At 66.6% G+C, this 24,432-nt stretch carries 23 protein-coding genes; 16 read left to right on the forward strand and 7 right to left on the reverse strand.

Annotated features, from left to right (window positions below; all coding sequences use genetic code 11):
- Window positions 1–13: 13 nt before the first annotated feature.
- Together cobA and E3227_RS08175 are read left to right on the forward strand one after the other, a co-directional pair.
- The gene (gene cobA / locus E3227_RS08170; protein ID WP_144318147.1) at window positions 14–751 is read left to right on the forward strand and encodes a uroporphyrinogen-III C-methyltransferase; all 738 of its coding nucleotides are present in this window, start codon (window positions 14–16) and stop codon (window positions 749–751) included.
- Entirely contained in the window at window positions 738–1,694 is a 957-nt protein-coding gene (locus E3227_RS08175) for a class I SAM-dependent methyltransferase (protein ID WP_136651613.1), read from the forward strand. The genes cobA and E3227_RS08175 overlap by 14 nt, the downstream gene beginning before the upstream one ends.
- Here E3227_RS08175 and E3227_RS08180 read toward each other — a convergent pair.
- Window positions 1,691–2,335, reverse strand: coding sequence for a DedA family protein (locus tag E3227_RS08180; protein ID WP_136651614.1), 645 nt, complete (start codon window positions 2,333–2,335; stop codon window positions 1,691–1,693). The two genes, E3227_RS08175 and E3227_RS08180, sit on opposite strands and share 4 nt — an antisense overlap.
- Before the next feature lie 110 nt (window positions 2,336–2,445).
- Window positions 2,446–3,564: an ATP-binding protein gene (locus tag E3227_RS08185; protein WP_144318148.1), complete on the reverse strand. Its 1,119-nt coding sequence runs from the start codon at window positions 3,562–3,564 to the stop codon at window positions 2,446–2,448.
- A gap of 577 nt (window positions 3,565–4,141) precedes the next feature.
- On the opposite strand from E3227_RS08185, the gene E3227_RS08190 reads away from it, so the two are divergent.
- On the forward strand, window positions 4,142–4,945 hold the full coding sequence (locus E3227_RS08190; RefSeq protein WP_144318149.1) for a hypothetical protein: 804 nt from the start codon (window positions 4,142–4,144) through the stop codon (window positions 4,943–4,945).
- On the opposite strand, the gene E3227_RS08195 is transcribed toward E3227_RS08190, so the two are convergent.
- The gene (locus E3227_RS08195; protein WP_136651617.1) at window positions 4,911–5,624 is read right to left on the reverse strand and encodes a YaaA family protein; all 714 of its coding nucleotides are present in this window, start codon (window positions 5,622–5,624) and stop codon (window positions 4,911–4,913) included. The genes E3227_RS08190 and E3227_RS08195 overlap by 35 nt on opposite strands.
- Window positions 5,625–5,655: 31 nt before the next feature.
- Between E3227_RS08195 and E3227_RS08200 the strand changes: the two genes are divergently transcribed.
- Window positions 5,656–7,437 (forward strand): proline--tRNA ligase, encoded by a 1,782-nt coding sequence (locus E3227_RS08200; protein ID WP_144318150.1) that lies wholly within the window; start codon window positions 5,656–5,658, stop codon window positions 7,435–7,437.
- Here E3227_RS08200 and E3227_RS08205 read toward each other — a convergent pair.
- Window positions 7,434–9,332, reverse strand: a complete 1,899-nt coding sequence (locus tag E3227_RS08205; protein WP_144318151.1) for an MMPL family transporter — start codon at window positions 9,330–9,332, stop codon at window positions 7,434–7,436. The two genes, E3227_RS08200 and E3227_RS08205, sit on opposite strands and share 4 nt — an antisense overlap.
- Before the next feature lie 55 nt (window positions 9,333–9,387).
- Entirely contained in the window at window positions 9,388–10,197 is an 810-nt protein-coding gene (locus E3227_RS08210) for a DUF4439 domain-containing protein (RefSeq protein WP_246062662.1), read from the reverse strand.
- 31 nt (window positions 10,198–10,228) lie between these two features.
- Between E3227_RS08210 and rimP the strand changes: the two genes are divergently transcribed.
- The 4 genes from rimP (at window position 10,229) to infB (ending at window position 15,151) form a co-directional block, all read left to right on the forward strand.
- On the forward strand, window positions 10,229–10,765 hold the full coding sequence (rimP, locus tag E3227_RS08215) for a ribosome maturation factor RimP (protein WP_136651620.1): 537 nt from the start codon (window positions 10,229–10,231) through the stop codon (window positions 10,763–10,765).
- A gap of 10 nt (window positions 10,766–10,775) precedes the next feature.
- The gene (gene nusA / locus E3227_RS08220; protein ID WP_136651621.1) at window positions 10,776–11,789 is read left to right on the forward strand and encodes a transcription termination factor NusA; all 1,014 of its coding nucleotides are present in this window, start codon (window positions 10,776–10,778) and stop codon (window positions 11,787–11,789) included.
- A gap of 128 nt (window positions 11,790–11,917) precedes the next feature.
- The gene (locus E3227_RS08225) at window positions 11,918–12,241 is read left to right on the forward strand and encodes a YlxR family protein (protein WP_170228659.1); all 324 of its coding nucleotides are present in this window, start codon (window positions 11,918–11,920) and stop codon (window positions 12,239–12,241) included.
- 120 nt (window positions 12,242–12,361) lie between these two features.
- Window positions 12,362–15,151 (forward strand): translation initiation factor IF-2, encoded by a 2,790-nt coding sequence (gene infB / locus E3227_RS08230; RefSeq protein WP_136651622.1) that lies wholly within the window; start codon window positions 12,362–12,364, stop codon window positions 15,149–15,151.
- Window positions 15,152–15,257: 106 nt separating this feature from the next.
- Here the strand turns inward: infB and E3227_RS08235 are convergent.
- A protein-coding gene (locus E3227_RS08235; RefSeq protein WP_246062663.1) for an IS3 family transposase occupies window positions 15,258–16,600 on the reverse strand; the annotation gives its coding sequence in 2 pieces (ribosomal slippage) (window positions 15,258–16,159 and window positions 16,159–16,600; 1,344 coding nt in all).
- Between the two features lie 139 nt (window positions 16,601–16,739).
- On the opposite strand from E3227_RS08235, the gene rbfA reads away from it, so the two are divergent.
- The 5 genes from rbfA to E3227_RS08260 are packed head-to-tail and all read left to right on the forward strand — an operon-like array spanning window position 16,740 to window position 20,946.
- Window positions 16,740–17,174, forward strand: a complete 435-nt coding sequence (gene rbfA, locus E3227_RS08240) for a 30S ribosome-binding factor RbfA (RefSeq protein ID WP_136651623.1) — start codon at window positions 16,740–16,742, stop codon at window positions 17,172–17,174.
- A 4-nt stretch (window positions 17,175–17,178) separates the two neighbouring features.
- A complete protein-coding gene (locus E3227_RS08245; protein ID WP_136651624.1) occupies window positions 17,179–18,147 on the forward strand; it encodes a DHH family phosphoesterase in 969 nt (322 codons plus the stop codon).
- Window positions 18,144–19,457 (forward strand): MATE family efflux transporter, encoded by a 1,314-nt coding sequence (locus E3227_RS08250; protein ID WP_136651625.1) that lies wholly within the window; start codon window positions 18,144–18,146, stop codon window positions 19,455–19,457. Before E3227_RS08245 ends, E3227_RS08250 begins: the two co-directional genes overlap by 4 nt.
- Window positions 19,458–19,471: 14 nt before the next feature.
- Window positions 19,472–20,290 (forward strand): metallophosphoesterase family protein, encoded by an 819-nt coding sequence (locus E3227_RS08255; protein ID WP_136651626.1) that lies wholly within the window; start codon window positions 19,472–19,474, stop codon window positions 20,288–20,290.
- On the forward strand, window positions 20,290–20,946 hold the full coding sequence (locus E3227_RS08260) for a 4'-phosphopantetheinyl transferase family protein (protein WP_136651627.1): 657 nt from the start codon (window positions 20,290–20,292) through the stop codon (window positions 20,944–20,946). Before E3227_RS08255 ends, E3227_RS08260 begins: the two co-directional genes overlap by 1 nt.
- Window positions 20,947–20,949: 3 nt before the next feature.
- On the opposite strand, the gene truB is transcribed toward E3227_RS08260, so the two are convergent.
- Window positions 20,950–21,852 (reverse strand): tRNA pseudouridine(55) synthase TruB, encoded by a 903-nt coding sequence (gene truB, locus E3227_RS08265; RefSeq protein ID WP_136651628.1) that lies wholly within the window; start codon window positions 21,850–21,852, stop codon window positions 20,950–20,952.
- A gap of 30 nt (window positions 21,853–21,882) precedes the next feature.
- On the opposite strand from truB, the gene E3227_RS08270 reads away from it, so the two are divergent.
- The 3 genes from E3227_RS08270 to rpsO all read left to right on the forward strand — a co-directional run bounded on the left by E3227_RS08270 (window position 21,883) and on the right by rpsO (window position 24,297).
- Entirely contained in the window at window positions 21,883–22,875 is a 993-nt protein-coding gene (locus tag E3227_RS08270) for a bifunctional riboflavin kinase/FAD synthetase (protein WP_144318152.1), read from the forward strand.
- Window positions 22,876–22,884: 9 nt separating this feature from the next.
- Window positions 22,885–23,853, forward strand: coding sequence for a nucleoside hydrolase (locus E3227_RS08275; protein ID WP_144318153.1), 969 nt, complete (start codon window positions 22,885–22,887; stop codon window positions 23,851–23,853).
- A 174-nt stretch (window positions 23,854–24,027) separates the two neighbouring features.
- Window positions 24,028–24,297: a 30S ribosomal protein S15 gene (rpsO, locus tag E3227_RS08280; RefSeq protein ID WP_136651631.1), complete on the forward strand. Its 270-nt coding sequence runs from the start codon at window positions 24,028–24,030 to the stop codon at window positions 24,295–24,297.
- The last annotated feature ends 135 nt before the right edge of the window (window positions 24,298–24,432 follow it).

Raw genomic sequence — 24,432 nt, forward strand, 5'->3', positions numbered from 1 at the left:
AGACTTGGAGGCCATGAGTTACGGAGAAGTCACCCTCGTCGGCGGGGGGCCGGGCGACTGGGACCTGCTGACGGTGCGCGGGCTGCGCGCGCTGGAAGCGGCCGACGTCATCCTCACCGATCATCTCGGCCCCGCCTCCCAGCTCGGCGATTTTCTGAACATTTCGAGCAAGGAGCTTATCGACGTCTCCAAGCTGCCCTACGGCAAACAAGTCGCCCAAGAGCGCATCAACGAACTGATCGTCCACCACGCGCTGGCGGGGCGCCGTGTGGTCCGCCTCAAAGGCGGCGACCCCTACGTCTTCGGCCGCGGCTTCGAGGAGCTCGCAGCCTGCGCTGCGGCGGGCGTGAGCTGCACGGTCGTGCCGGGGGTCACGAGTGCAATCTCCGTGCCCGCGGCCGCGGGGATCCCCGTGACGCAGCGGGGAATGACCCACGCGTTTACCGTCGTGTCCGGCCACCTCGCGCCCTCGAACCCGAAGTCGCTGGTGGACTGGGAGGCGCTGGCGCGCGTCGGCGGCACGATCGTGGTCATCATGGGGGTGCGCCACGCGCCGGAGATCTGCTCGGCTCTGGTAGACGCGGGCCTTGCGCCCACCACGCCCGCCGCCGTAATCCAGGAGGGCGAAACCGCCTCCCAGCGCGCGTTCTACTGCGAGCTCTCCGAGCTGGCCAGCGTGATGGCCTCCAACGCGGTGGCGGCGCCGGCCGTCTACATCATCGGGGAGGTCGCGGGCCTTGCGCAGCCTTGATAGCCTGATCTGGTCGCTCGCGACGGTCGGCGACGCGGACACGATCCTGATCTGCAACGACCCCACCGGTGACCTGCTCGCGGCAGCCGTGGGCACCGGCAAGCGCGTGGTGTTTGTGGACTCGGACTTTTCGCGGTGCCGCGCGGCCGCCGACGCCGGGGCGGATGTGGCGGGGGAGCAGCGCCTCGATTCCTACCTCGCGGGGTCTACCGGCAGCGCTGTGGCTGTCGGTGAGATGCCCAAATCCCTCGGGCGGCTCGACTATCTCGCGCGCTCCATCGCCGGCGCGGAGTTCTCTCAAGTTCAGATGGTGCTCGGGGCCAACAACAAGCACTTGGCGCGCTCGATGAACAGCGTGCTGGCCGAGTCCTTCGACGACGTCGCCGCCTCCCGCGGGCGCGGGAAGTTCCGCTGCCTTGTCGCCTCGGGACCGAAGCCGGTGGGCTACGAGCCCGTGCGTGGCGACGGCCTAGTCGCCATTGGCGGCGTCTTCTCTGGGGCGAAACCCGACCCCGGCGGTGAGCTGCTGCGGTCGTCGCTGCCGGCGGACCTGGGCCGATACCTCGACCTCGGCTGCGGCAACGGGTCCGTTTCGCGGGGCCTGTCCGGCGCGGTGATGGGCACCGATTCGGACGCCGACGCCGTGCTGTCCGCCCGCGCGAACGGGCTCAACGCCACGTGGGACGATGCAGGCTCGGGGTTTGACGACGCCAGCTTCGACACCATCGCGCTCAACCCGCCGTTTCACGACGGCACCACCGTGGATGCCACGCTGGTCAACCACCTGCTCGACGCCTCTGTACGGCTTCTCGCACCCGGCGGGTCGCTCTACCTCGTGCATAACTCCCACCTGCGCTACCGCGGCGAGGTGGAGCGGCGCTTCGGTTTCGTCGAGCAGGTGGCTCGGGACGCGCGGTACACGGTGCTGCGGGCGGGGGCCTAGCTCACGCGCGAAGGCTGATAAGCCTTTTCCCGGCGCCATTTCTTGGCCACTCCAACGAGTACGGGCAGGATGGAGATGGCCGATACGGCGATAATCACGAAGTCGATGGAGTGCGCGAGCCCGGAAATGTCGCCGAAGAAAACGCCCACGGACACCATGAGAACAACCCAGAAGACGGCTCCCGCGACGTTCCAGCCCACAAACCGCGGATACGACAGGCGAGCAGTGCCCGCCGCGAACGGCACGAAAGTACGAACGATAGGAACAAAGCGGCCCAGGACCAAAGCGAAGGGGCCTCGTCGACGGAAGAAGTCTTCCGCAGCTTGGAGGCGGTCGGTGCGCAGGATGCGCGCGTTGTCAGAGAACAACTTCCTGCCGAACCGCCTGCCCAGATAGAACCCCACTTGGTCGCCGAGGATCGCCGCGACGATTGCCGTCGCGATAATCTCCCACGCGTACAGCCCCAAGCTGTCTTTGAGAGCTGCGACCGCAACCAGCAGTGAGTCGCAGGGGAGGAATGGAAAGAGCACTCCGGACTCGATGAAAACCACGAGACCGAGTCCCACGAGCACATATGGCCCGTAGCCATTGAGGACCGTGTTCGTCCCAAACAGCGTGCCCAAGAGCGAAAGCGTCAGCATTTCCGGAACATCAATCGCCCAACTTCACAGAAATGCGGTCCAAGCGTTGAGGTTCCATAGCAATTTCGGGTTAGTTGACCTGCCTGCGGTGCGTCGCGCGGAGTCTCCCGTTAGCTGATCCGCCGTGGCTTGTTCTGGTTGCGCAGGTAGTCGCCCAAATACGGCTGCGCGAATGTCACCTCGCCCCACCCCGCGGGCAGAATCAGGTCTCGCTCGATGAGCTTCCCGCGAGTATCGGACAAGCTTGTCGACGGCTTGTCCAACGCCACCGCCAAATCCTTCGCAGAAATCTCCGACCGGCCTGTCTGGGCTTCAATGTGCGCCATGGCGTCGAGGTACTCACGCTGCCGCGGGGGGACGTCGCGAAGCGACGGCTGGTGCACCTGCGTGCCAAGCCGGCCGATGGCCTCCTCGCGCACCGCCTCGACGGCGTCCAGGCTGATCGGCCCGGTCGGTTGTGCCTCCCACGCGAGGTAGCCGACGAGCTGAACGAGGTAGGGGTAGCCCTGCGTGATCCGGCTTGCGGTGTGGGCGGCGTCGATGTTGAACTCGCGCCCGGCGTGGCGGGCGGTGTCGAGGAGGGTGGTGGTGGCGTCGTCAAGCGTGAGCGGGCCGAGCTCGTAGTGGCGCGCGCGGCGAAGGAATGTCGCGCCGGGCAGGTCGAGTAGCCGGTTGACGCCCTGGGTGAGCCCGGCCATGGCGAGGGCGATCTCCGCGTCGTCGCGCACGAGGTCCTGGTAAGCAACCGCGATCTGGGTCAGTTCCGCCGGGTTGGCGTCCTGGACTTCGTCGATGGTGATGAGCACACCTGTTCCGCGCAGCTTGCTAAGCAGCTCGTGCAGCCGGGTGACCAGGCGCGGGGTGGTGTCGTTCTCCAACAGTTCGCTGCGCACGCCGCCGACGCCGGCGATGTTGAACCCGGTGAGCTTGCGGTCGCCCTGGGGCTCGAGCTGCTCAATGTTCTCCGGGATCGCGGAATTGGTCAGAGTTTCCGCCATGCCCTCGCGGCCCGAGGCGCGCACGACGATCCAGCCTTGCTCCTTCGCGACGTCCTCGAGCTCCGTGAGCAGCACCGTCTTGCCGATTCCCCTGGAACCGGAGATGATGACACTGCGGTGCGGGTCGCCGGGGCCGTTCTTTAGCGCGCGGCCGAACTCGTCGATCACGGCTTCGCGACCAGCCCAGACGCGCGGGCTCGCGCCGAATGTGGGGCGGAAGGGGTTTGGCATGGGTGCAATCCTACATGATTGATAAATTGATAATTGGCCGTTGTTGATAAATTGATAAATTCGGGGGTGGTTGGGGTGGTTGCTGGTTGGCTGGGGCGCTATATTGCGCAGTCCAAATTGTGCGGTAGCCCCGGCACGCCTCCCGGCGGCCCGCTACCGGGACTGCGCAGTTTCGCAGAACCCGAGAACAAAAGCCCAGGTCGCAAGTCGGCCACAGCCCCAAAACGCGTAGTCCAAACTGCGCAGCAGCCCCCGCAAGCCTGCCGTCGCCCCCCCAGACGCCAAAAACGCGCAGTCCAAACCAAGCAGTGCACTAGACCAACCGAGCCCAACTAACGGCAGGGTTCCCCCAGACCCCGACAACGCCGCGAATCTGTGGAGAAGTCCCGGGTTATCCACAGCCAAACAACACCCCAAAGCGGGGGCCAGAAATCTGGGTAATGCTGCCCGCATGGACATACAGCGCAAGCTCCGCCTGGTGAAATGCCTCGTCGACACCTGCGGCGCCTAGAATAACGACCACGAGTTCCTCCGAGCCCTCGCTGCAGAGGAGCTGGTCCCGGTCTCGGCGCGGTTCGTGTGCCACCGTTCCATCCTCGGCGAGCTGAAACGGTACGAGAAGGAGTGGCTGCGTGCGTGGGCCGTCGGCAAGACGGTGAGAAAGGCGGCACTGGGTGGGCGGTCCGCAGCGCGTATCCACGGGATGCCCGTGATCGCGACGACGCCCGAGGCGATCGAGTTGGTGCCGGCGACGGGGAGGCGGCCGTCGAATAGCAACTGGCCGCGCGGGTGCACCTACCTTAGCGGGGCGTACCGGGGCGACGAGCTCACGCAGGTCGACGGGGTGCGGGTGACGTCGGAGATCCGCACGGGTATCGATATCGCGCTGCGCCACGGGTTCCGCGAGGGTCTCGTGGCCATGGATTGGCTGCTGGGCAGGCATCCGCGGGCCAATATTGCGTTCGAGATCCGCAAGCTCGGCAGGCGCAAGGGGATCGGCGTGGTGCGGCGCGCGTTTGCCCACGCAATCGACAACGTGCGCTCGCCGTACGAAAGCTACGCCCGCGCGCTGCTCATCGATGCGGGGATCGGGCCGATCCGCGTCAACGTGAAGCTCAGCCACTACGAGGTCGACCTGCTCATCGGGCAAAGGGTCGTCGTGGAGATCGACGGCGAGGTCAAGTACGACGGGACAACGTACGGTCGCACGGATGACATGCTGAGAAAGGAGCGGGAGCGCGAGAAGGATCTGCTCAACAGCGGCTACCACATGCGCCGCTACAGCCCCACGGCCCTCATCCGTCACGGCGACCAGTTCGTGGCCGAGGTCAAGCTGGCGTGCGGGCTCAGTCAACCACCAGCGTCACTTGCTCACCGTTGACCTCCACGGTCCACCCCGCGTCACGCGCCACCTCCGCAACCCCATCGGCGGAGGAGACGTCCGGCCCCAGCGCAAGCACGCGCGCCAGCTCGCCCTTGTAACGCTTGTTGAAGTGGCTGACCACCTTGCGCTGCCCGTCGACCTCCGTTTCCACACGCACCGTCACCGCAAAGGGCACGGGCCCGAGCGACAGGTACGCCCCGGAGCGCATGTCCACGATGAAGCCCAGCCCCGAGAGCACGTCGCTTATCGACGCCCCCCAGCGCGCCTTCATCGTCGGCACGGTGCCGTCGGCAGCCGGCAGTTTGGAGCCTCCCGAGAGGCGGTAGCGCGGGATCAGGTCGTCGGCGCGCACCAGGCCGAACAGGGCGGAGGCGATAGCGAGGCGCGACCACGCCTCTTTAGGCAGGGTGGCGGGGTCGAGGGCGTCGTAAAGCACGCCCGTGTAGCGCAGCAGCGCGGGCATGACGGGCGCGGTGCGCAACCGCTGGTTGTCCGCGGCCTCGTCGGCTTTGGACTCGGGCAGTTTCAGGGCCGACATCATTGCTGGCAGGGGCAGCGTGGAAAGGTCGTCGAGAAGCGAGCTGCGCACGGGATCGAGGGCGGGGAACGACAGGCTCATGGGTGATGGGGAGCCGCCGGGGGCCTTGGTTTCGGAAGGGGGCAACACGATCAGCATGCAGAACAGACTAGGGGATAAGATGTTGCGCATGATCACACGCCTAAGCTCGCTTTTCCTGCGCACCCTGCGCGAAGACCCGGCTGATGCCGAGGTGCCCAGCCACAAGCTGCTGGTGCGCGCCGGTTACGTCCGCCGAGCCGCGCCAGGCGTGTACTCCTGGCTGCCGCTGGGGTTGCGCACGCTGCGCAAGATTGAGACCGTCGTGCGCGAGGAAATGGACGCAATGGGCGCCCAGGAGCTGCTATTTCCCGCGCTTTTGCCGCGCGAGCCCTACGAGCTGACCAACCGCTGGACCGAATACGGCGACGACCTGTTCCGCCTCAAAGACCGCAAAGGCGCGGACATGCTGCTCGGCCCGACGCACGAAGAGATGTTCACCTCCGCGGTGAAATCCATGTTCTCCTCCTACAAGGACTTCCCGGTCACGCTGTACCAAATCCAGACGAAGTACCGCGACGAGGCACGCCCGCGCGCCGGCATCCTGCGTGGACGCGAGTTCGTGATGAAGGACTCCTACTCCTTCGACATGACCGACGCGGGGCTTGAAGAGTCCTACGCCAAGCACCGCGCCACCTACCAGCGCGTCTTCGACCGCGTCGGGATCCGCTACGAGATCTGCAAGGCGACCTCCGGCGCGATGGGCGGCTCCGCCTCCGAGGAGTTCCTGGCGTACTCCGACAACGGTGAGGACACGTTCGTCATCTCGTCGGCCGGCGACTACGCCGCGAACGTCGAAGCCGTGGTGACCGTCGCGCCCGAGCCGCAGCCGATCGAGGGGCTGCCGGACGCGGTCGAGCACGACACCCCGCGGGCCGAAACGATCGACGCGCTCGTCGCGTGGGCCAACGCCCAGGGCGTGACCGTTGAGGGCAGGCAGGTCAGCGCCGCCGACACGCTCAAGTGCATGGTGCTCAAGGTCGACGACCCGCGCCTCACTGACGACGATGGCGCCCCCGTCGGCCCGCGCCTGACCGGCATCCTGATCCCCGGAGACCGCGAACTTGACGAGAAGCGCCTCGAGGCCTCCCTGGCCCCGGCGACCTTCGAGCTGGCGAGCGAGGAAGACTTCGCCCGCACGGACTTTCTGGTCAAGGGCTACGTCGGCCCGCGCGCGCTGGCGGCCAACGGGGTCACCGTCTACGCCGACCCGCGCGTGGTCGACGGCACGTCGTGGATCGCCGGTGCGGATGCGCACGAGCGCCACGTCGTCGGCCTGGTTGCCGGCCGCGACTTCGTCGTCGACGGCTTCGTGGAGGCCGCCGAGGTGCGCGAGGGCGATCCTTCCCCCTCCGGCAACGGCACCGTCAAGCTCGCGCGCGGTATCGAGCTGGGGCACATCTTCCAGCTCGGGCGCAAGTACACCGAGGCGATGGACGTGCAGATCCTCGACGAGGGCGGTAAGCGCGCCGTGCCCACCATGGGCTCCTACGGCATCGGCGTTTCCCGCATGATGGCGGTCGTGGCCGAGCAGCGCCACGACGACAAGGGCCTCGTCTGGCCGGTCGCCATCGCGCCGTACCAGGTGCACGTGGTGGTGGCGAACAAGGATGCCGCAGCCCTTCAGGCCGGCGAGGACATCGCCGCCGAGCTCGATTCCGCTGGGCTCGAGGTGCTTTTCGACGACCGTCCCAAGATGTCACCGGGAGTCAAGTTCAAAGACGCTGAGCTGCTCGGAATGCCGTTCATCGTCATCCTCGGGCGCTCGTTTGCGGACGGGATCGTGGAGCTGCGTATCCGCGGCGGCGAAACCCTCGAGGTGGCGAGCGCGGACATCGTGGCCAAGGTCCGCGAGCTCGTCGCCGCGGGCTAGCGCTCGGCGAGCGCCCCGGGTTTCGCGGGCCACCAGAACTTGTCGCCAAGCAGCTCGACGACCGAAGGCACGATTAGGCTGCGCACGATCAGGGTATCGAGCAGCACGCCCAGGCAGATCACGATGCCGATCTGCGCGAGCGCGACCAGGGGGAGCACGCCGAGGGCGGCGAAGACTGCCGCGAGCAAGATACCGGCCGAGGTGATCACGCCGCCCGTGGTAGACAGCGCGGTGAGGATGCCGCGGCGCGTGCCCAGCTCGGCGGAGTCCTCGCGCGCTCGGGTCACCAGGAAGATGGTGTAGTCGATGCCGAGGGCCACGAGGAACACGAACGCGTAGAGCGGGGTCGTGGAATCGAAGCGCTCGAATCCGACGATGTAGTGGGAAACCCACCAGCCGATGCCCAGGGCTGCGACGTTGGTCAGCAGTACTGAGGCGGTCATGACCACGGGGGCGACGACCGAGCGCAGTAGAAGGATGAGTGAGACGAAGATCAGCAGCAACACGACTGGGAAGATGATCATCCGGTCCTCGGCAGCGGCCTGCTCGGTATCGTAGAGTTCGGCGTCGAGCCCGCCCACCTTGGCGTCGGTGCCGGCGAGAGCATCGCGGATCTCCGCGGTGTCGCCGCCCGAGACCTGCAGCGACCCGTTGCCCGAGTCCATCACGCTAAGACCCGCGCCTTCGAGCGATGCCGTCGCGGCCTCCGGGTCAGACGTGAGCGCGATGGCGGGAGTGGCCGACATGTTCGGGAAGGCCTCGCTGAGGTCGTCGGCCGCGGTGATCGATTCGGGGGTGTCGATGAACTGGTCGGACTGCGTTAGCCCGGTACTGATCCGCAGTGCGCCAGCGCACATGATGCCCAGGATGACCAGCGAAGACCCGAGCACGGCGGCGGGCCGGGCCGAGACGAGGCGCCCCACCGCATCGAACACGCGGTGCTCGGTGGTGTCACCGACCTTCGGCGTCTTCGGCCAGAAGATCCACCTGCCGAACAGGATGAGGATGCCGGGTAGGACGAACGCCCCGAAGAACAGCGCAACGCCCACGCCGAACGCTGCGGAGAGGCCGAGCGCGCGGTTGGTGGGGGTGTGCGAAAGGAGCAGGCACAGCACGCCGAGGGCCACTGTGGCCGCCGAGGCGACGATCGTGCTTACCGTCGGCTTCCAGGCGCGGAACATCGCCTCAAACCGGTTCTCGGTGCGGGTGAGCTCGTCGCGGTAGCGCGAGATCAGCAGCAGCGCGTAGTTGGTTCCGGCGCCGAAGACGAGCACCGAGAGGATGCCGCCGGTGGATTCGTTCCACTGCATGCCCACGGCGTCCAGGACGCGGGGGTAGGTCGTGGCGACAAGGCGGTCGGCGATGCCGATGACGAGCAACGGGATGATCCACAAGATGGGGGAGCGGTAGGTAAACACCAGCAGCACCGCGACGATGATCGCGGTAACCGCGAGCAGGGTGACGTTGGCGCCGGAGAACACGCCGGACAGGTCCGCCTCGATTGCAGCGGGGCCGGTGACCTGCGACTCCACGCCCTCGGGCAGGCCGTCGGCGGCCGTGGCCCGCAAGGATTCGACCACGTCGACGTTGTCGGTGAGCGACTCCGAGGTGACCTCGACGGGGACGATCGCCGCGTCGACGGATTCGTTCGGGATTAACGGCCCGCCGATTTCCTCAGCCTTGCCCTGAAGCTGCGGGAGAGTCTCCGGGCTCAAGCCCGTGAACAGCACGACCGCCGCCGAGCCCTCGCCCTCAGTTGCGGCGCGTTGCGCGGCAACCTCGGTGGAGTCGAAGCCGTCCGGCAGCATGGCCGTGGGCGAGTTGGGCGAATCGATCGGCCCGAGGCTGATCAGGAAGGCCGCGACGGCGATGATCGCGAGAGATACCCATCGCAAGTGTTTTATACGTTGTTGTGTCACCTGCGGTATTTTACGACATCGTCACGACACCTCAGGCGCGCTGGGCGTGCGCCGCGAGCCTGATCGCGGCGTCGCGCCACTGTGCGTCGTCCGCTCCCGCCGCCGCGTGGTGCCACTGCGTGACCAAGTCCGCGTTGAGGCGTTGCACCAGCTCAGCAGCGGATGCGGGGTCGGTGGGGGTGCCGCCTTCGGCGAATTCGTAGCCCGCGAGCGGCTGCGGCACGTCGCCGGTGGGCTCCAGGGCGGCGGTCAGGGCTTCGCGGCGGGCGTCGGAGGCGCTGCGCAGAGCGTCGATACGCGCGAGGAGCGCGTCGTCGGCCCAGGCGGTGGCGAGCCCAATGCCGTACTCGAGCGCGTACTCACGGCGCAGCATGTCGCGGGCGGAGTCGAGGTCGGCCGCTGGGGCGTCGTCAAGCGCGATGCCCTCGAGCTCGACGGGCGCGATGGCGACGGTGTCGATGGCCTGGGAAACAACCAGGTCAACCGAATCCTCCGGGACCTTTCCCGCCGCCGTCACGGTCGCGGCGCGGACCTGATCAATCATCGCTTCGACGTCCGCGGCGCCGGCGGGAAGATCGGTGTCCCCGAAGCTCACGTCGCAGGACGACGGCGGGTTGCCAGCGTCATCGGTGCCGCACAGCCGCTGCGCTTCGGCGACTAGCTGGGAAGACTGAGTTGCGCGCAGTTCGGCCGCGGCGGCGTCGTCGAGCGAAAACTGATCCGCGCTCGCCTGCCGTGCCAGCGTCATGATCTCGCCGTTCGCGCGCGGTCCGACGATGTCCATGACGGTGCACGACGTCAGCAGCACGGCGGCCGGCAGTATCACGAGCAGTCTTTTCACCCCGAAAACGCTACACGATAGGCTAGAGCGCATGGCATTTCCAGGAGTCGACGAACTGACCAGGATGATTGAGCCCATCGCCGCGGCGTACGGGATGGACGTGGAGAAGGTGCGCACAGTCGCCGCCGGGAAGAAGTCACAGGTTGTTATCGCGCTTGACTCGGACGCGCACCCCACCCTCGACGAGCTTGAGGTAGTCAGCAACGAGCTCAGCGAGCTTTTCGACGCCCGCGAGAACGCAGGGGAGATCAACTTCGGCGCTGGCTACACCCTCGAGGTGACCACCCCCGGTGTCGACCTGCCGCTGACCGAGCCGCGCCACTGGCGCCGCAACCGCGGCCGCCTCGTCGCCGTCGGCGAGGAGAAGTTCCGAATCGGTGCGCTCGACGCGGCGGAAGAGAACGTCGTGCTCATTCCCACCGCGCAGAAACAGCCGCGGCCCGAGGTGCGCCCGGTTTCGGGATTGGCACCTGCGGTGGTAGAAATTGAATTCAACACACCGCCCGCCGCGCAGAACGAGCTGGCGGAGCTCTCGTTCGACCAGGCCGCTGAACGCGCGGCCAACTGAAAGGTAACAAGTGAATATTGACCTCAACGCCCTGAAGGTAATTTCCGTCGAGCACGGCATCGACCGTGACGACTTGCTCGAAACCATCGCCAGGGCCCTGCTATGGGCGTACCGCGACTACCGCGAGACCCCGCCGGCCGAGGGGCAGAAGGCCCGAGTCGAGATCGACGCCGACACCGGTGACGTCTCCGTGCTGGTCAGCGAGGTAGACGATGAAGGCGCGGTGATCTCCGAGTACGACGACACCCCCGTGAACTTCTCGCGCATCGGCGCGCCCACGGTGCTCGACGCCATTAAAAAGCGCGTGCGCGAGGCGGAGGCGGGCCGCGCCTTCACCGAGTACTCCGAGTTTGAGGGACAGGTTGTCTCGGGCGTCGTCCAGCGCGATGCGAACGCTGAGGCGCGCGGCCTGATCGTCGTCGAGCTCGGCACGGAGGCCGACCCGCAGGACGGCATCCTGCTGCCGGCGGAGCAGATTCCGGGCGAGAAGCTCAAGCACGGCGACCGCATCAAGGCGTTCGTCGTGGGTGTGAACAAGGGTGAGCAGAAGGTCCAGGTCAACCTGTCTCGGACCCACCCGGAACTCGTGCGCGGCCTATTCGCGCTCGAGGTTCCTGAGGTCGCCGATGGCACCGTCGAGATCGTCGCGATTGCCCGCGAGGCGGGGCACCGCTCCAAGGTGGCCGTCCAGGCCAAGGTCAAGGGCGTTAACGCCAAGGGCGCCTGCATCGGGCCGCGCGGCGCGCGCGTGACCAACATCATGCAGCAGCTCGGCGGGGAGAAGATCGACATCATCGACTACTCCGCGGACCCGGCGAAATACGTCGGCAACTCTCTCGCGCCGTCGAAGGTCGTGCGCGTCGAGGTGCTCGACCTCGAGGGCCAGGCCGCGCGGGTGACGGTGCCGGACTACCAGCTCTCGCTGGCGATCGGCAAGGAAGGCCAAAACGCGCGCCTGGCCGCGCGCCTGACCGGGTGGAAGATCGACATCCACTCCGACGCGGCCGACGCCTCGCAGGCCTAGTTCGCTTCACGCGCGAAAACCTGCGTAGCGGGTGTAAGTACTATTTTCGCCCGCTGTGGCGTAAAGTTGACTACGGCTTAAAACCGCACACCAGTTGCGGGCACACCGGAAGTGAGGACAAGGCGAGGATGATGCAAGGCGCACGCGAGAAGCAGCGCACGACGCCCATCCGCACCTGCATCGCAACGCGCGGGGCACGTCCCCGCACCGAACTGCTCCGCGTGGTGGCCGACCCGAACGGGTCCGGCCGGATCCTGGCGGATCCGACCGCGACGCTCCCCGGAAGGGGAGCGTGGATCACCCCAACACTGGATGCATTCGAGCTCGCGGAGAGGCGAAAGGCATTCGCCCGAGCCCTGCGCGTGTCCACACCCGTGGATTTAGGTCATGTAAGGACGTACCTCGCGGATCGCGCGAACGACCCACATAAGGATAGGAAGACCGAACACTGATGAGTACGCAACCATGAAGCAGCATCAGCGATGAAAGTCGATGACAACCTCTAGGGGTCAGTAGCCGCCATTTCGATGGCGCACCGGCACTGGCTCCTAGAAATAACACAGAGGAGACAAGTGTCCGGAAAGCTACGTGTACACGAACTGGCGAAACAGCTCGGCGTAACAAGTAAAGAACTGCTCGCAACCCTGAAAGACCAGGGCGAGTTTGTGAAAACCGCATCGTCGACCATCGAACCGCCGGTGGTGAAGAAGATGAAGGCGTTCTACGGAGCGGACGCCGACAAGGGCCAGAAGTCGGGCGCGCCCAAGCCGGGCGGTGATAAGCCTGCTGCGCCGAAGCCTGGCGCCGCTGGCGCCGCGAAGCCCGGGGCTGCAAAGCCTGGGGCGCCCAAGCCTGCCGCCGCGAAGCCGGCTGCAGCTAAGCCCGGCGCACCGAAGCCGGCTGCCGCAAAGCCCAGCGCACCGACTCCTGCGCAGCCCGCCAAGTCGGCCGCGTCTGCCCCGAGGCCGGGCGCACCGAAGCCACAGTCGCCGGCAGCGCCCAAACCGGGCTCCGGCGAGGGTGGGCCGACCCCGGGCGCGATGCCTCGTCCGATGCCGAAGCCGGGCGGGCGCCCGCGCGTGGCCAACAACCCGTTCTCTTCGAACCAGGGTGGCCCGCGCCCGGCACCTCGCCCAGGCGGTGGCCGCGGTGCGGCCGGTGGCCCCGGTGGGGCAGCAGGTCGTGGCCGTGGTGGCCAGGGCCAAGAGCGCGCTGGCCAGGGTCAAGGCCGTCCCGGCCCGCGCCCGGGCGGCAAGCGCCCGTCGCCGGCCGATATGGCGGCACACCCGTCGCCGACCCAGATGCCGACGAAGTCCGCTGCCGGCGGCCGTGGTCGTGGTGGCCAGGGTGGACCTGGTGGCGGCCGTGGCCGCGGTGGCCAGGGTGGCCCCGGTGGTCCCGCAGGCGGCGGTTTCCGCGGTCGCGGCGGTCGCCGCGGCGGTACCGCTGGCGCGTTCGGCCGTCCCGGCGGCGCCCCTGGGCGTGGTCGCAAGTCGAAGCGTCAGAAGCGCAGCGAGTACGAGGAGATGCACGCACCGAACGTCATCGGTGGCGTTCGCCTGCCCGACGGCGGCGGCAAGACCGTCCGCCTGCGCCAGGGCGCGTCGCTGGCTGACTTCGCGGAGAAGATCGGCACCGAGGCATCAAACCTGGTTCAGGCCCTGTTCAACCTCGGTGAGATGGTGACGGCTACCCAGTCCGTGCCACAGGAAACCCTGCAGCTGCTCGGCGCCGAGATCAACTACGAGGTTGAGGTTGTTTCGCCGGAGGACGAGGACCGCGAGCTGCTCGAGTCCTTCGACCTGCAGTTCGGTGAGGACGAGGGCGACGAGGAAGACCTGGCGCAACGCCCGCCGGTGGTGTCCGTCATGGGCCACGTCGACCACGGTAAGACCCGCCTGCTGGACACGATCCGCAAGGCAAACGTCGGCTCCGGCGAGGCCGGCGGCATCACCCAGGGCATCGGTGCGTACCAGACCACCGTCACCCTGGAGGATGAGCCGCGCACCATCACGTTCCTGGATACCCCGGGCCACGAGGCGTTTACCGCAATGCGTGCCCGTGGTGCGCAGTCGACGGACCTGGCCATCCTCGTCGTCGCCGCCGACGACGGCGTGATGCCCCAGACCGTTGAGGCGATCAACCACGCCAAGGCAGCGGATCTGCCGATCGTGGTTGCTGTGAACAAGATTGATAAGCCCGAGGCGCAGCCGGACAAGATCCGCGGCCAGCTCACCGAGTACGGCCTCGTGCCGGAGGAGTACGGCGGCGACACGATGTTCGTTGACATCTCGGCGCGCAACAACACCGGTATCGACGAGCTGCTCGAGGCCGTCCTTTTGACCGCGGACGCGGCGCTGGATCTGCGCGCGAATGAGGACATGGACGCCCAGGGTCTGGCCATCGAGTCCTACCTGGACCGCGGCCGCGGCCCGGTGTCCACGGTGATCGTGCAGCGCGGTACCCTGCGCGTCGGCGATTCCATCGTCGTCGGTGGCAACTTCGGCCGCGTGCGGCGCATGGTCGACGAGTGGGGCAACGACGTCGAGGAGGCGGGCCCGTCCCGCCCCGTCCAGGTCCAGGGCCTCAACGGCGTTCCCGGCCCGGGCGACAACCTGCTCGTGGTCGAGGACGACCGCATCGCTCGCCAGATCGCCGCGCAGCGTGACGCCCGCAAGCGTTCCGCGATGCAGGCGCGCCGCAGGAAGCGCGTCTCCCTGGAGAACCTGGATGCGGCTCTCAAGGAGACCAGCCAGCTCAACCTCATCCTTAAGGGCGACAACGCTGGTTCGGTGGAAGCCCTGGAGGAGGCGCTGCTCAAGATCGAGATCGACGACGAGGTCGAGGTCAACATCATCGACCGCGGCGTCGGTGCGGTCACCCAGACCAACGTGGTCCTGGCTGCCGCTTCCGACGCGGTGATCGTCGCCTTCAACGTTCGCGCTGAGGGTAAGGCGACCGAGGAAGCCGGCAACGAGGGCGTGGAGATCCGCTACTACTCGGTGATCTACCAGGCCATCGACGATGTCGAGGCCGCTCTCAAGGGCATGCTCAAGCCTGTCTACGAGGAGCGCGAGATCGGCGCGGCGGAGATCCGCCAGATCTTCAAGGCCTCCGCAGTCGGCCTCATCGCTGGTTGCATGGTCACCGAGGGCAAGGTGCGTCGCAACGCGAAGTGCCGCCTGGTGCGCGACGGCAACGTAATCACCACGGACGCGACGATCCAGTCGCTGCGCCGCGAGAAGGATGACGTCACGGAGGTGGACAAGGGTTACGAGTGCGGCATGGTCCTGTCCTACCCGGACATCCAGGTCGACGACGTGGTCCAGGTCTACGAGATGGTTGAGGTTCCGCGCGACTAAGAGCCGCGCCACGCTTATCGACGCACGTGGCAACGCGGCGCCGATAAGCAAAAGCCCCATCTCCTTCGCTAGTGAACTAGCCCCCGAAAGTTGGACTGGTTTAATTCTAGGCGGTTAGGGGTTGAAGGGTCTGATTCCGATATTGCATCGGAGTCAGACCCTTTAGTCGTTGTTGGACGCGTTCGGTGTTGTACCACCCGATGTACTCGTCGATCGCTTGGTTGAACTCTGCGACCGTGTCGAAAACTTCACCGTGGTACATCTCGGTTTTCAAGTGTCCAAAGAAGTTCTCCATGACCGCGTTGTCGTAACAGTTGGCTTTACGCGACATCGACTGAACACCACCGTGTTCGTCAATGAGTTTGCGCCAAGTCGAGTGCTGGTACTGGAAACCTTGATCGGTGTGCATCATCCACCCGGTTTCAGGTGCACACGCTGCGATCGCCTTGGATAAAGAATCGGTGGTAAATGCTGTCGACGGCGATGTAGCCACGGTGTGAGCGACGATTGAGCGGTCGAACAAGTCCATCACCGGCGACAAATACACCTTGCGGCCTGCGATTCTGAACTCGGTGACATCGCTGACAAAGACGGTGTTTGGCTTATCCGGGGTGAATTTGCGCTCGAGCTTGTTGTCAGCGATGCGGCTGACGGTTCCGGAGTAGGAGATGTAAGGCCTGTGCTGGCGGACCTTGGCTCGAAGACCCATCTCATGCATGAGTTTGTAGACGAGTTTGTGGTTGACCACCCACCCCTGATTACGCAGGTCCAGTAGTACTCGCCGGTAGCCGTAGCGATGCTTGTTGCGTTCGAAGCTCTCCCGGATCGCGTCTTTGAGCACAGCATGCCTATCCGGCTCACCGCGTCGTTTCTGGTGGTAGAAGAACGTCGACCGCGGGATACCTGCTGCCTCTAGCAGGTACTCCAGGCGGTGGTGCGACTTGAGGATGACGATCGCCTGGACTTTCAGACGTGTCCCTGGTTCCTCAAGTCCCGCAATTTTTTTAGGTAGGCGTTTTCCGCTTCCAACCGCTCGATCTGGCGGCGCAGCTTCTCCTCTTCCGTGAGCCTCTTCGGCGCGGACGAGCCTTTGGGCCTGCCCTTCGGCTTCGGTTTTAACGCGTCATCGCCACCTTTACGCCATTTCCGGGACCAATCTTTGACGAGTTGGTCTGACGACAGGCCAAACTCGCGTGCAAGATCCATCTTTGTCTCGCCGGCAAGGTGGCGTTGGACAACTTCCTTCTTGATGTCGAACGAGTGCTGCTGCTTTGTCGGTTTCTCCACAAGACATAGCCTGCCATGCAGCTGAAACCGACGACGCAGCGTACGGACGGCGTATTTGGAGACACCAAGAGTCTTGGCAGCGGTTCCGTAGCTCATGCCTTGCTCGAAACACTCCACCAGCTGCTCACGCTGATGTTCGCTCAGCGAACTTCGTGCTCTCAATGGAAACTGCTCCTCACTAGTTGGTAACTGATTTCTCAGTCCAACTAATGGGGAGCAGTTCACTAGGGGGTGGGGTTTTTCCACATGGTTAGAATGAGTGGGTACGTTATCGGACCCGAGTAAGACTTAAGGAGATGACATGGCTGACAACTCACGCGCGCAGCGTTTGGCGAAGCAGATTCAGACAATCGTTGCGTCCTCCATCGAGCGCGAGGTGAAGGATCCGCGCTTGGAGCTGGTCACGGTCACTGACGCTCGGGTCACAGGCGACCTGCACGACGCGACGGTGTACTACACCGTCCGCGGGCGCAACATCAACGACGAGCCGGACTACGACCAAGCCGCCGAGGCGCTGCACCGCGCCCGCGGGCAGATCCGCAAGATCGTGGGCGACCAGCTCAACGTGCGCTTCACGCCGACGATCTCGTTTGAGATGGACACGGTGCCGGAGGCCTCCGCGCGGATGGAGGAGCTGCTCAACCGCGCACGCGCCCGCGACGCCGAGCTCGCGCGCCTGCGCGAGGGTGCGAAGCCGGCGGGTGAGGGCAACCCCTACAGAAACGTCGAAGAGTAGGTTCATGGCGCAGATGTTCCCCGGCCTCGAGTCCGAGTTCGCCGCCGCCGCGCGCGTGCTTGTCGACGCCCCCTCGGTCGCCGTCGTCACGCACATCAAGCCCGACGCCGACGCGGTGGGCTCGGCCTGCGCGCTGATGGCGGGGCTGCGCCAACTCGGGATCACGGCGAACGCGTACATCGGCCAGCGCGCCCCACACCCGGGCAACCTGGCGACGGTGCCGTTCGTCGACGAGATTACCTACACCTGCGAGCCGCCGACCGAGGACCTCATCGTCACCGTCGACTGCGCCTCGGCCGACCGCACTGGCGCGTTTTGTGCGGCGGTCGAGGCCGACCCTGCGCGGGTGCTGGTGGTCGACCACCACGCGTCGAACCCGCTGTTCGGTGCGCGCAACCTCGTGGTGGCCGCGGAGTCGACCACCGCGATCGTGCGGGAGCTGTTCTACCACATGAACGTGGCACTCGACGCCGACATCGCGTACTGCCTGTACGCGGGGTTGGTCACGGATACGGGCAACTTCCGCTGGGGGACGCCGCGGATGCACCACCTCGCCGCGGAGCTGATGGACTTTGGTCTTAACACCCGCAAGATTGCGATGGACCTCATGGATGCGCTCACGCCCGCGGACATGCGCCACGTCGGCGCGGTGCTGGCCTCGCTCGAGGCCTACGAGGTGCGGGGACACACCGTGTCGGTGTTCACGATCGACGCCGCGGCGATCGACCTGATGAGCCAGACGGCGGTGGAGTGCATCATCGACTACGCGCGTAGCGTCCAGGGCAGCGACGTCGGCGTGGTGCTCAAACAGCAGGGCGTGCAGTATTGGAACGTCTCACTGCGCTCGGTCACTATCGACGTCGCCCGGGTCGCCGGGTTGCTCGGCGGGGGAGGCCACCGGCCCGCGGCCGGGTACTCTGCCCGCGGCACGCGGGATCAGGTGATCGAAAGCCTGCTTGGCGCGTTGCCATGACAGCGGATGTGACGGTCACCCCGCGGAGAGTGCTGGGCCTCGCACTTCCCGCGCTCGGTGTCCTGGCCGCGAACCCGCTCTACCTGCTGCTCGACACCGCCGTGGTGGGCCGGCTGGGTACGGCGGAGCTCGCCGCTCTAGCCGCCGGCACCGCCGTGCAGTCCACCGTGACGGTGCAGCTGACCTTCCTGTCCTACGGCACCACCGCGCGAGCGTCGCGGCTCTTCGGCGCTGGCCGCCGCGCCGACGCGGTGGCGGAAGGGGTGCAAGCCACCTGGGTCGCCGTCGCAGTCGGCATGGCGCTCGCCACGTTGATCTGGGGCTTCGCCCAGCCCATCGCGCTGTTTCTCACCAACGACCCTGCCACCGCCGCGGCCTCAGCAAGCTGGATGCACGTCGCTGCCCTCGCCATCCCGCTGACGCTGATCATCATGGCCGGAAACGGCTGGCTGCGCGGGGTGCAAAACACGCGGCTGCCCTTCATCCTCACGCTGTGCGGGATCGTCCCCGGGGCAGCCCTGTTGCCATTTTTCGTCGACCGCTTCGGCCTCGTCGGCTCCGCCTGGGCGAACGTCTTGGGCATCGGGATAACCTCGGCGCTGTTCCTGGCCACCCTGGTGCGCGAGTACGCCGCGCACCAGGGGTCGTGGGCGCCGCGCTGGGGCGTGATCCGCAGCCAGCTCGTCATGGGGCGCGACCTAATCCTGCGGTCGATGTCGTTTCAGATCTCCATGCTTGCCGCCGCGGCGGTGGCGGGTCGTTTCGGCGTCGCCGCGCTGGCGGCGCACCAGATCCTGCTGCAGCTGTGGAACTTCCTTACCCTCGTGCTGGATTCGCTCGCGATCGCGGCGCAGACACTCACGGGCTCGGCGCTGGGCCGCGGCGAGGTCACGCAAGCGCGCCGCGTCGGTGAGTTCGCGACGCGTTATTCCATGGTCTTCGCGTCCGTCCTCGCGCTCGTCTTCGCCCTGGCAGGTCGCGGTATCTGGGCGCTGTTTACCCGGGACCCGGACGTTGTGAACCAGCTCGTCGTGCCGTGGTGGATGCTCGTGGTCATGATCGTCGTCGGCGGCGTGGTCTTCGCACTCGACGGCGCGCTGCTCGGGGCGGGTGACGTGGCGTTCCTGCGCACGCTTACTATCGCCTCCGTGCTCGGCGTCTTCTTCCCCGTCACACTCGCCGCCCTCGCCTTCGGGTGGGGCCTGCCCGGTGTGTGGGCCGGGCTGCTGGCGTCCGTGGTCATCCGGCTTGCGGGTGTTGTCGTTCGGTTCCGTTCGATGAAATGGGCCATCGCGGGTGAGGCCGTGTGATAGAACAAGTTGACATGGCGACCACCACGACAACCCTGTGGGCGGTGTCCGACCTGCACGCCGCAGTGAAAGCGAACGGGCCGCACATTGATCGGATCCGGCCGACCCACCCGTCGGACTGGCTGATCGTGGCCGGCGACGTCGCCGAGCGCCTCGACCTGGTGGTGATGGTGCTGGAAAAGCTCGCCAACCGCTTCGACACGGTGATATGGGCCCCCGGCAACCACGAGCTGTTCTCCCGCTCGGCGGACCGCTACCGCGGTCGGGAGAAGTACGCGGCTTTAGTCCACGCCCTGCGGGACATCGGGGTGATCACCCCGGAAGACGTCTACCCAACGTTCGGCGGGGTCACCATCGCGCCGCTGTTTACGCTCTACGACTACTCCTTCCGCGGGCCCAATCTCACCGTGGAGCAAGCGCTGGCCGCCGCGCAGGAAAAGAGCATAGTGCTCACCGACGAGTTCGCGATCGCCCCCTTCGTCGACATCCGCGCCTGGTGCTGGGACCGGCTCGCCTACACCACGAGGCGCCTATCGCGTATCGACGGCCCCACCATCCTGGTCAACCACTGGCCCTTGGTGCAGGAACCGGTGGCGCGGCTGCACTTTCCCGAGATCGCGCTGTGGTGCGGCACCCGCCACACCCGCTCCTGGGCGAAGCGCTACAACGCTCGCGCGGTGGTCTACGGCCACCTCCACATGCCGGGCATCACGCGTGTCGACGGGGTAGACCACATCGAGGTCTCCCTCGGCTACCCCAGAGAGTGGCAGGGCACGCCCGAGCGCAGCGGGGACACCACCTGGCCCTACCCGGTGATGGAGCTGAGGCAGTGATGCAAGATCTCGAACTGTTCCCCTCGGCAGCACGCTACGTGTACCTGCGCACCGACGAGGCCGACAACCTGACCAACTACCTGGAGCTACACCCGGAGGAACAGGGGTTGGTCAGTCAGGCCGTCGACAAGCGAAAGGGCGAGTTTGGCGACGCCCGCTGGTGCGCGCACCAGGTGCTGCGGGAGCTGGGGGTCCCTCCCGGCGAGGCGATTTTGAAGGGTGACAGCGGGATGCCGCTGTGGCCGCGCGGGTACACGGGCTCGCTGACGCACACCGAGGGCCTGCGCGCGGCTGTGGCGGCGCCGCGCACGCACGTGCGGTCGATGGGCCTCGACGTCGAGCCCGCGGAGCCGCTGCCGGAGGGCGTCATTGACCAGATCGCGCGCGCGCCGGAGCGCCACCGCTTCGACCTGATGAAGTCGGACGGCCAAGAGTGGGCGGGCAGGCTGCTGTTCTGCGCGAAGGAGGCGACGTACAAGTGCTGGTTCCCGATGACGCGGCGCTGGCTCGGGTTCGAGGACGCCGAGATCGACATCCGCTCCGACGGAACGTTCATCGCTTATATCCTGGTCAGGCCCACCCCGGTGCCGTTTTTTGAGGGGCGCTGGGCGGTGCGCGGCAACTTCGTCATCGCCTCGGCCTTCGTGGAGGCCTAAACGCTACAGGGTGGACGGCCGGGCGACGAACACCGTCGAGAGGCGCTTGCCCTGCTCCTTGACTAGCGCGACGGCGCGCCCGTGGGGGCCGACGGCGGCGTGTACACCGCGTGTGCCCCGCGGCTCCAGCCACTTGCCCATGGCCAGGGCCTCGTACTCCGCGGCCGTGACGTCGATCACCGGCCAGGCGCGGGTCAGCGCCTCGTCTAGGCTCAGCGACAGGGTGGGGGCGTTCTCGAGCTCGGTGAGGCTGCGGGAATCGGCGAGCGTGAACGCGCCGACGGCTTCGCGGCGCAGCGCGGTGAGGTGCCCGCCCACGCCGAGTGCGGCTCCGAGGTCGCGGGCCAGCGAGCGGATGTAGGTGCCCTTCGAGCAGTGCACGCGCACGTCGACGTCGACAACGCTTGCTTCTCGACGCACCCCCAACACGTCGAAGCTAAACACGGTGACCGCCCGTGGCGGAATGTCGACGGTTTCGCCCGAGCGCACCAGCTCGTGGGCGCGCCGGCCCCCGATCTTGATCGCCGAGACGCTCGACGGCACCTGCATGGTGTCGCCGGTCAGCTCGCCGATCCCGGCCGCGATGTCTGCGTCCGTGATGTGGGACGCGTCGGCGGTGGAGGTGACCTCGCCCTCAGCGTCGTCGGTGGTGGTCGCGGCCCCGAGCCGGATCGTTGCGGTGTAGACCTTGTCCTCGGCGACTAGGTGGGCGAGCAGTTTGGTGCCGCGCTCGATGCCGGCGACAAGCACGCCGGTCGCCATCGGGTCGAGGGTGCCCGCGTGGCCCACCTTGCGGGTGTGGAAGAAGCGGCGCAGGCGGGCGACGACGTCGTGGCTTGTCATCCCGGCGGGCTTGTCCACCACAACGATTCCGGAGCTGGCAAGCGGGTCAGGGGCAAAACTCATAGTGAAACAGTATGCCGTAGTCTATCCCCCGTGGATATTTTGCGCGGTCTGCGGCAGGTGCCGGATACTCTCGGCGCGACGGTTGTCACCATCGGAGTCTTTGACGGGGTCCACCGCGGTCACCAGCTACTCATCAGCGAGGCCGTGGTACGCGCCCGCGAGCTCGGCCTGCCGTGCGTGGTGATGACGTTCGAGCCGCACCCGGTCGCGATCTTCGCCCCTGAGCGCGCGCCGAAGGCCCTGATTCCGTTTAGCGAGCGCGCCCGGCTGATCGAGAAGCTCGGGGTCGACCACCTCGTGGTCATCGATTTCCGCGAGGAGCTCGCCGGCGATAGCCCGGAGGTCTACGTCCGCGACGTCCTCGCCGGCACGCTCGGTGCGCGCATGGTGGTGGTGGGGGAGAACTTCACCTTCGGCAAAGACGCCGCCGGCACGGCCGAAACCATGCGCGAGCTGGGCAAAGTGTTCGGCATCGAGGTGGTCACCGTCGCGTTGCTTAACGACGCCGGCGTGCGCGTCTGCTCCACGGCCGTGCGCGAGGAACTGGATCGCGGCGACGTGCGCGTGGCAGCGGACTTCCTGGGCCGCGATTTCGCGGTCACCGCCGAGATCGAGCGCGGCGCGGGCCGCGGTGGCCGCGAGCTGGGCTACCCCACGGCGAACCAGTACGTCGCCGATATCTCCGCCTTGCCCGCCGACGGCGTCTACGCAGGCTGGCTCACCGTCGTCGACGGCGAAGAGAAGGGCCCGATCGAGGGCGACATGGAGCCGGGCGTGCGCTACCCGGCGGCGATCTCGGTGGGCACGAACCCCACGTTCGGCGATGCCCGCCGCAGTGTTGAATCCTTCATCCTCGACCGCGAAGCCGACCTGTACGGCCGGCTCGCGCGCGTCGAGTTCGTGGGCAAGGTCCGCGACATGGTCAAGTTCGACTCTGTCTATGACCTGCTGGACAGCATGGCCCGCGACGTAGAGACAACCCGCCAGATTCTCGCGGCGGATCCGAAAAACCCCGAAAGGTAAGAAACCCACATGGCACGAAAGATCATCCTGGACCTCGACACCGGCATCGACGACGCACTCGCTCTTGCCTACGCACTGGGCTCGCCGGAGCTCGAGCTCATCGGCGTGACAGGAACCTACGGCAACGTGCTGGTAGAGACCGGGGTGCGCAACTCGGCGGCCATCCTGGAGCTGTTCGGCCGCGCGGACATCCCCGTGTTCGCCGGCCCGGATCACGCGCGCGCCCGCGATTCGTTTGAGGTGCTGGAGATCTCCGCGTTCATCCACGGCGACAACGGCGTCGGTGGCGCGGTGCTGCCGGAGCCTGTCGCGACGGTGCAGGAGAAAAGCGCCGTCGATTTCCTCGTGGAGTCCGTCGAGCGTTACGGCGACGACCTGGTCGTTGTGCCCACGGGACCGTCGACCACCATCGCTGCGGCGATTGAGGCGTCGGAAAGCTTCGCGAAACGCGCGCACATCGTCATGATGGGTGGGGCGCTGACCGTCCCGGGCAACGTCTCGCCGTGGGCCGAGGCGAACGTGAACCAGGACCCGGAGGCGACGGACCTTCTGTTCCGCCGCGCCCAGGACGTGACCATGATCGGCCTCGACGTCACCTTGCAGACGCTGCTGACCTACGCGGAGACGAAGAAGTGGCGCGAGCTGGGCACCCGCGGCGGCGACTTCCTCGCCGAGGCGACGGACTACTACATCAAGGCCTACGACACCACCGCCCCTCACCTGGGCGGTTGCGGGCTGCACGACCCGCTGGCGGTGGGCGTCGCGGTCGACCCCTCGCTGGTTCAGCTCGTGGACATCAACATGAAGACCGACACTGAGGGCCCGACGCGCGGCCGCACCATCGGCGACGAGACCCGCCTGAACGACCCCGTGAAGACGGCGCACGTCGCAGTCGGGGTCGATACCGCCCGCTTCCTGGAGCAGTTCATGTCGCGGCTGACCAAGCTCGCTGCGGCAACCGAGCCGAGCTCCAGCTAGAGCGTGATTTGGGCTCTCAGCTTCGGCTCGGATAGACTCGTCAAAGCTTTAAGCACGGTGGGCGACTGCGGTCCGCGGCAGTCATGTGCACCAGCAATCGGCTTGAAGCGCTCGATGTAGTCGAGCTCGTGCGGACTGAAACAACCATCTATCTACTCTCAAAGGAGTACACCCATGGCATTGACTGCCGAGAAGAAGAGCGAAATTCTGAAGAACTACGGTGTCCACGAGACCGACACCGGCTCCCCCGAGGCTCAGGTCGCGCTGCTGACCGAGCGCATCAACTCCCTGACGGAGCACTTGAAGTTTCACAAGCACGACCACCACTCCCGCCGCGGCCTGCTGCTGCTCGTCGGCCGTCGTCGTGGCCTGCTGAAGTACCTGCGCGAGAACAACGTCGAGCGCTACCGCGAGCTCATCGCTCGCCTCGGCCTGCGCCGCTAAAGCCCACCGGCTTTTAACGCCAATCGCCCCTCCCGCTGTTGAACGCGGGGGAGGGCGATTTTTTTTGATCCCGCGGGCGCGTCCCGGGCAGGCTCGCCGCAGAGGTGGTAAATGTCGCGCCACCTGGTAGAATCG

Source organism: Corynebacterium sanguinis, assembly GCF_007641235.1.
Lineage (GTDB): Bacteria > Actinomycetota > Actinomycetes > Mycobacteriales > Mycobacteriaceae > Corynebacterium > Corynebacterium sanguinis.

What these genes read in the sequence shown, in the direction of transcription:
- E3227_RS08255 (WP_136651626.1), top strand. Translation starts at nt 19,472, where the DNA reads ATGGCGACCACCACGACAACCCTGTGGGCGGTGTCCGACCTGCACGCC.
- E3227_RS08275 (WP_144318153.1), top strand. Translation starts at nt 22,885, where the DNA reads ATGGCACGAAAGATCATCCTGGACCTCGACACCGGCATCGACGACGCA.
- E3227_RS08180 (WP_136651614.1), bottom strand. Translation starts at nt 2,335, where the DNA reads ATGCTGACGCTTTCGCTCTTGGGCACGCTGTTTGGGACGAACACGGTC.
- E3227_RS08195 (WP_136651617.1), bottom strand. Translation starts at nt 5,624, where the DNA reads ATGCTGATCGTGTTGCCCCCTTCCGAAACCAAGGCCCCCGGCGGCTCC.
- E3227_RS08200 (WP_144318150.1), top strand. Translation starts at nt 5,656, where the DNA reads ATGATCACACGCCTAAGCTCGCTTTTCCTGCGCACCCTGCGCGAAGAC.
- cobA (WP_144318147.1), top strand. Translation starts at nt 14, where the DNA reads ATGAGTTACGGAGAAGTCACCCTCGTCGGCGGGGGGCCGGGCGACTGG.
- E3227_RS08225 (WP_170228659.1), top strand. Translation starts at nt 11,918, where the DNA reads ATGATGCAAGGCGCACGCGAGAAGCAGCGCACGACGCCCATCCGCACC.
- rimP (WP_136651620.1), top strand. Translation starts at nt 10,229, where the DNA reads ATGGCATTTCCAGGAGTCGACGAACTGACCAGGATGATTGAGCCCATC.
- truB (WP_136651628.1), bottom strand. Translation starts at nt 21,852, where the DNA reads ATGAGTTTTGCCCCTGACCCGCTTGCCAGCTCCGGAATCGTTGTGGTG.
- rbfA (WP_136651623.1), top strand. Translation starts at nt 16,740, where the DNA reads ATGGCTGACAACTCACGCGCGCAGCGTTTGGCGAAGCAGATTCAGACA.
- rpsO (WP_136651631.1), top strand. Translation starts at nt 24,028, where the DNA reads ATGGCATTGACTGCCGAGAAGAAGAGCGAAATTCTGAAGAACTACGGT.
- E3227_RS08185 (WP_144318148.1), bottom strand. Translation starts at nt 3,564, where the DNA reads ATGCCAAACCCCTTCCGCCCCACATTCGGCGCGAGCCCGCGCGTCTGG.
- E3227_RS08250 (WP_136651625.1), top strand. Translation starts at nt 18,144, where the DNA reads ATGACAGCGGATGTGACGGTCACCCCGCGGAGAGTGCTGGGCCTCGCA.
- E3227_RS08260 (WP_136651627.1), top strand. Translation starts at nt 20,290, where the DNA reads ATGCAAGATCTCGAACTGTTCCCCTCGGCAGCACGCTACGTGTACCTG.
- E3227_RS08245 (WP_136651624.1), top strand. Translation starts at nt 17,179, where the DNA reads ATGGCGCAGATGTTCCCCGGCCTCGAGTCCGAGTTCGCCGCCGCCGCG.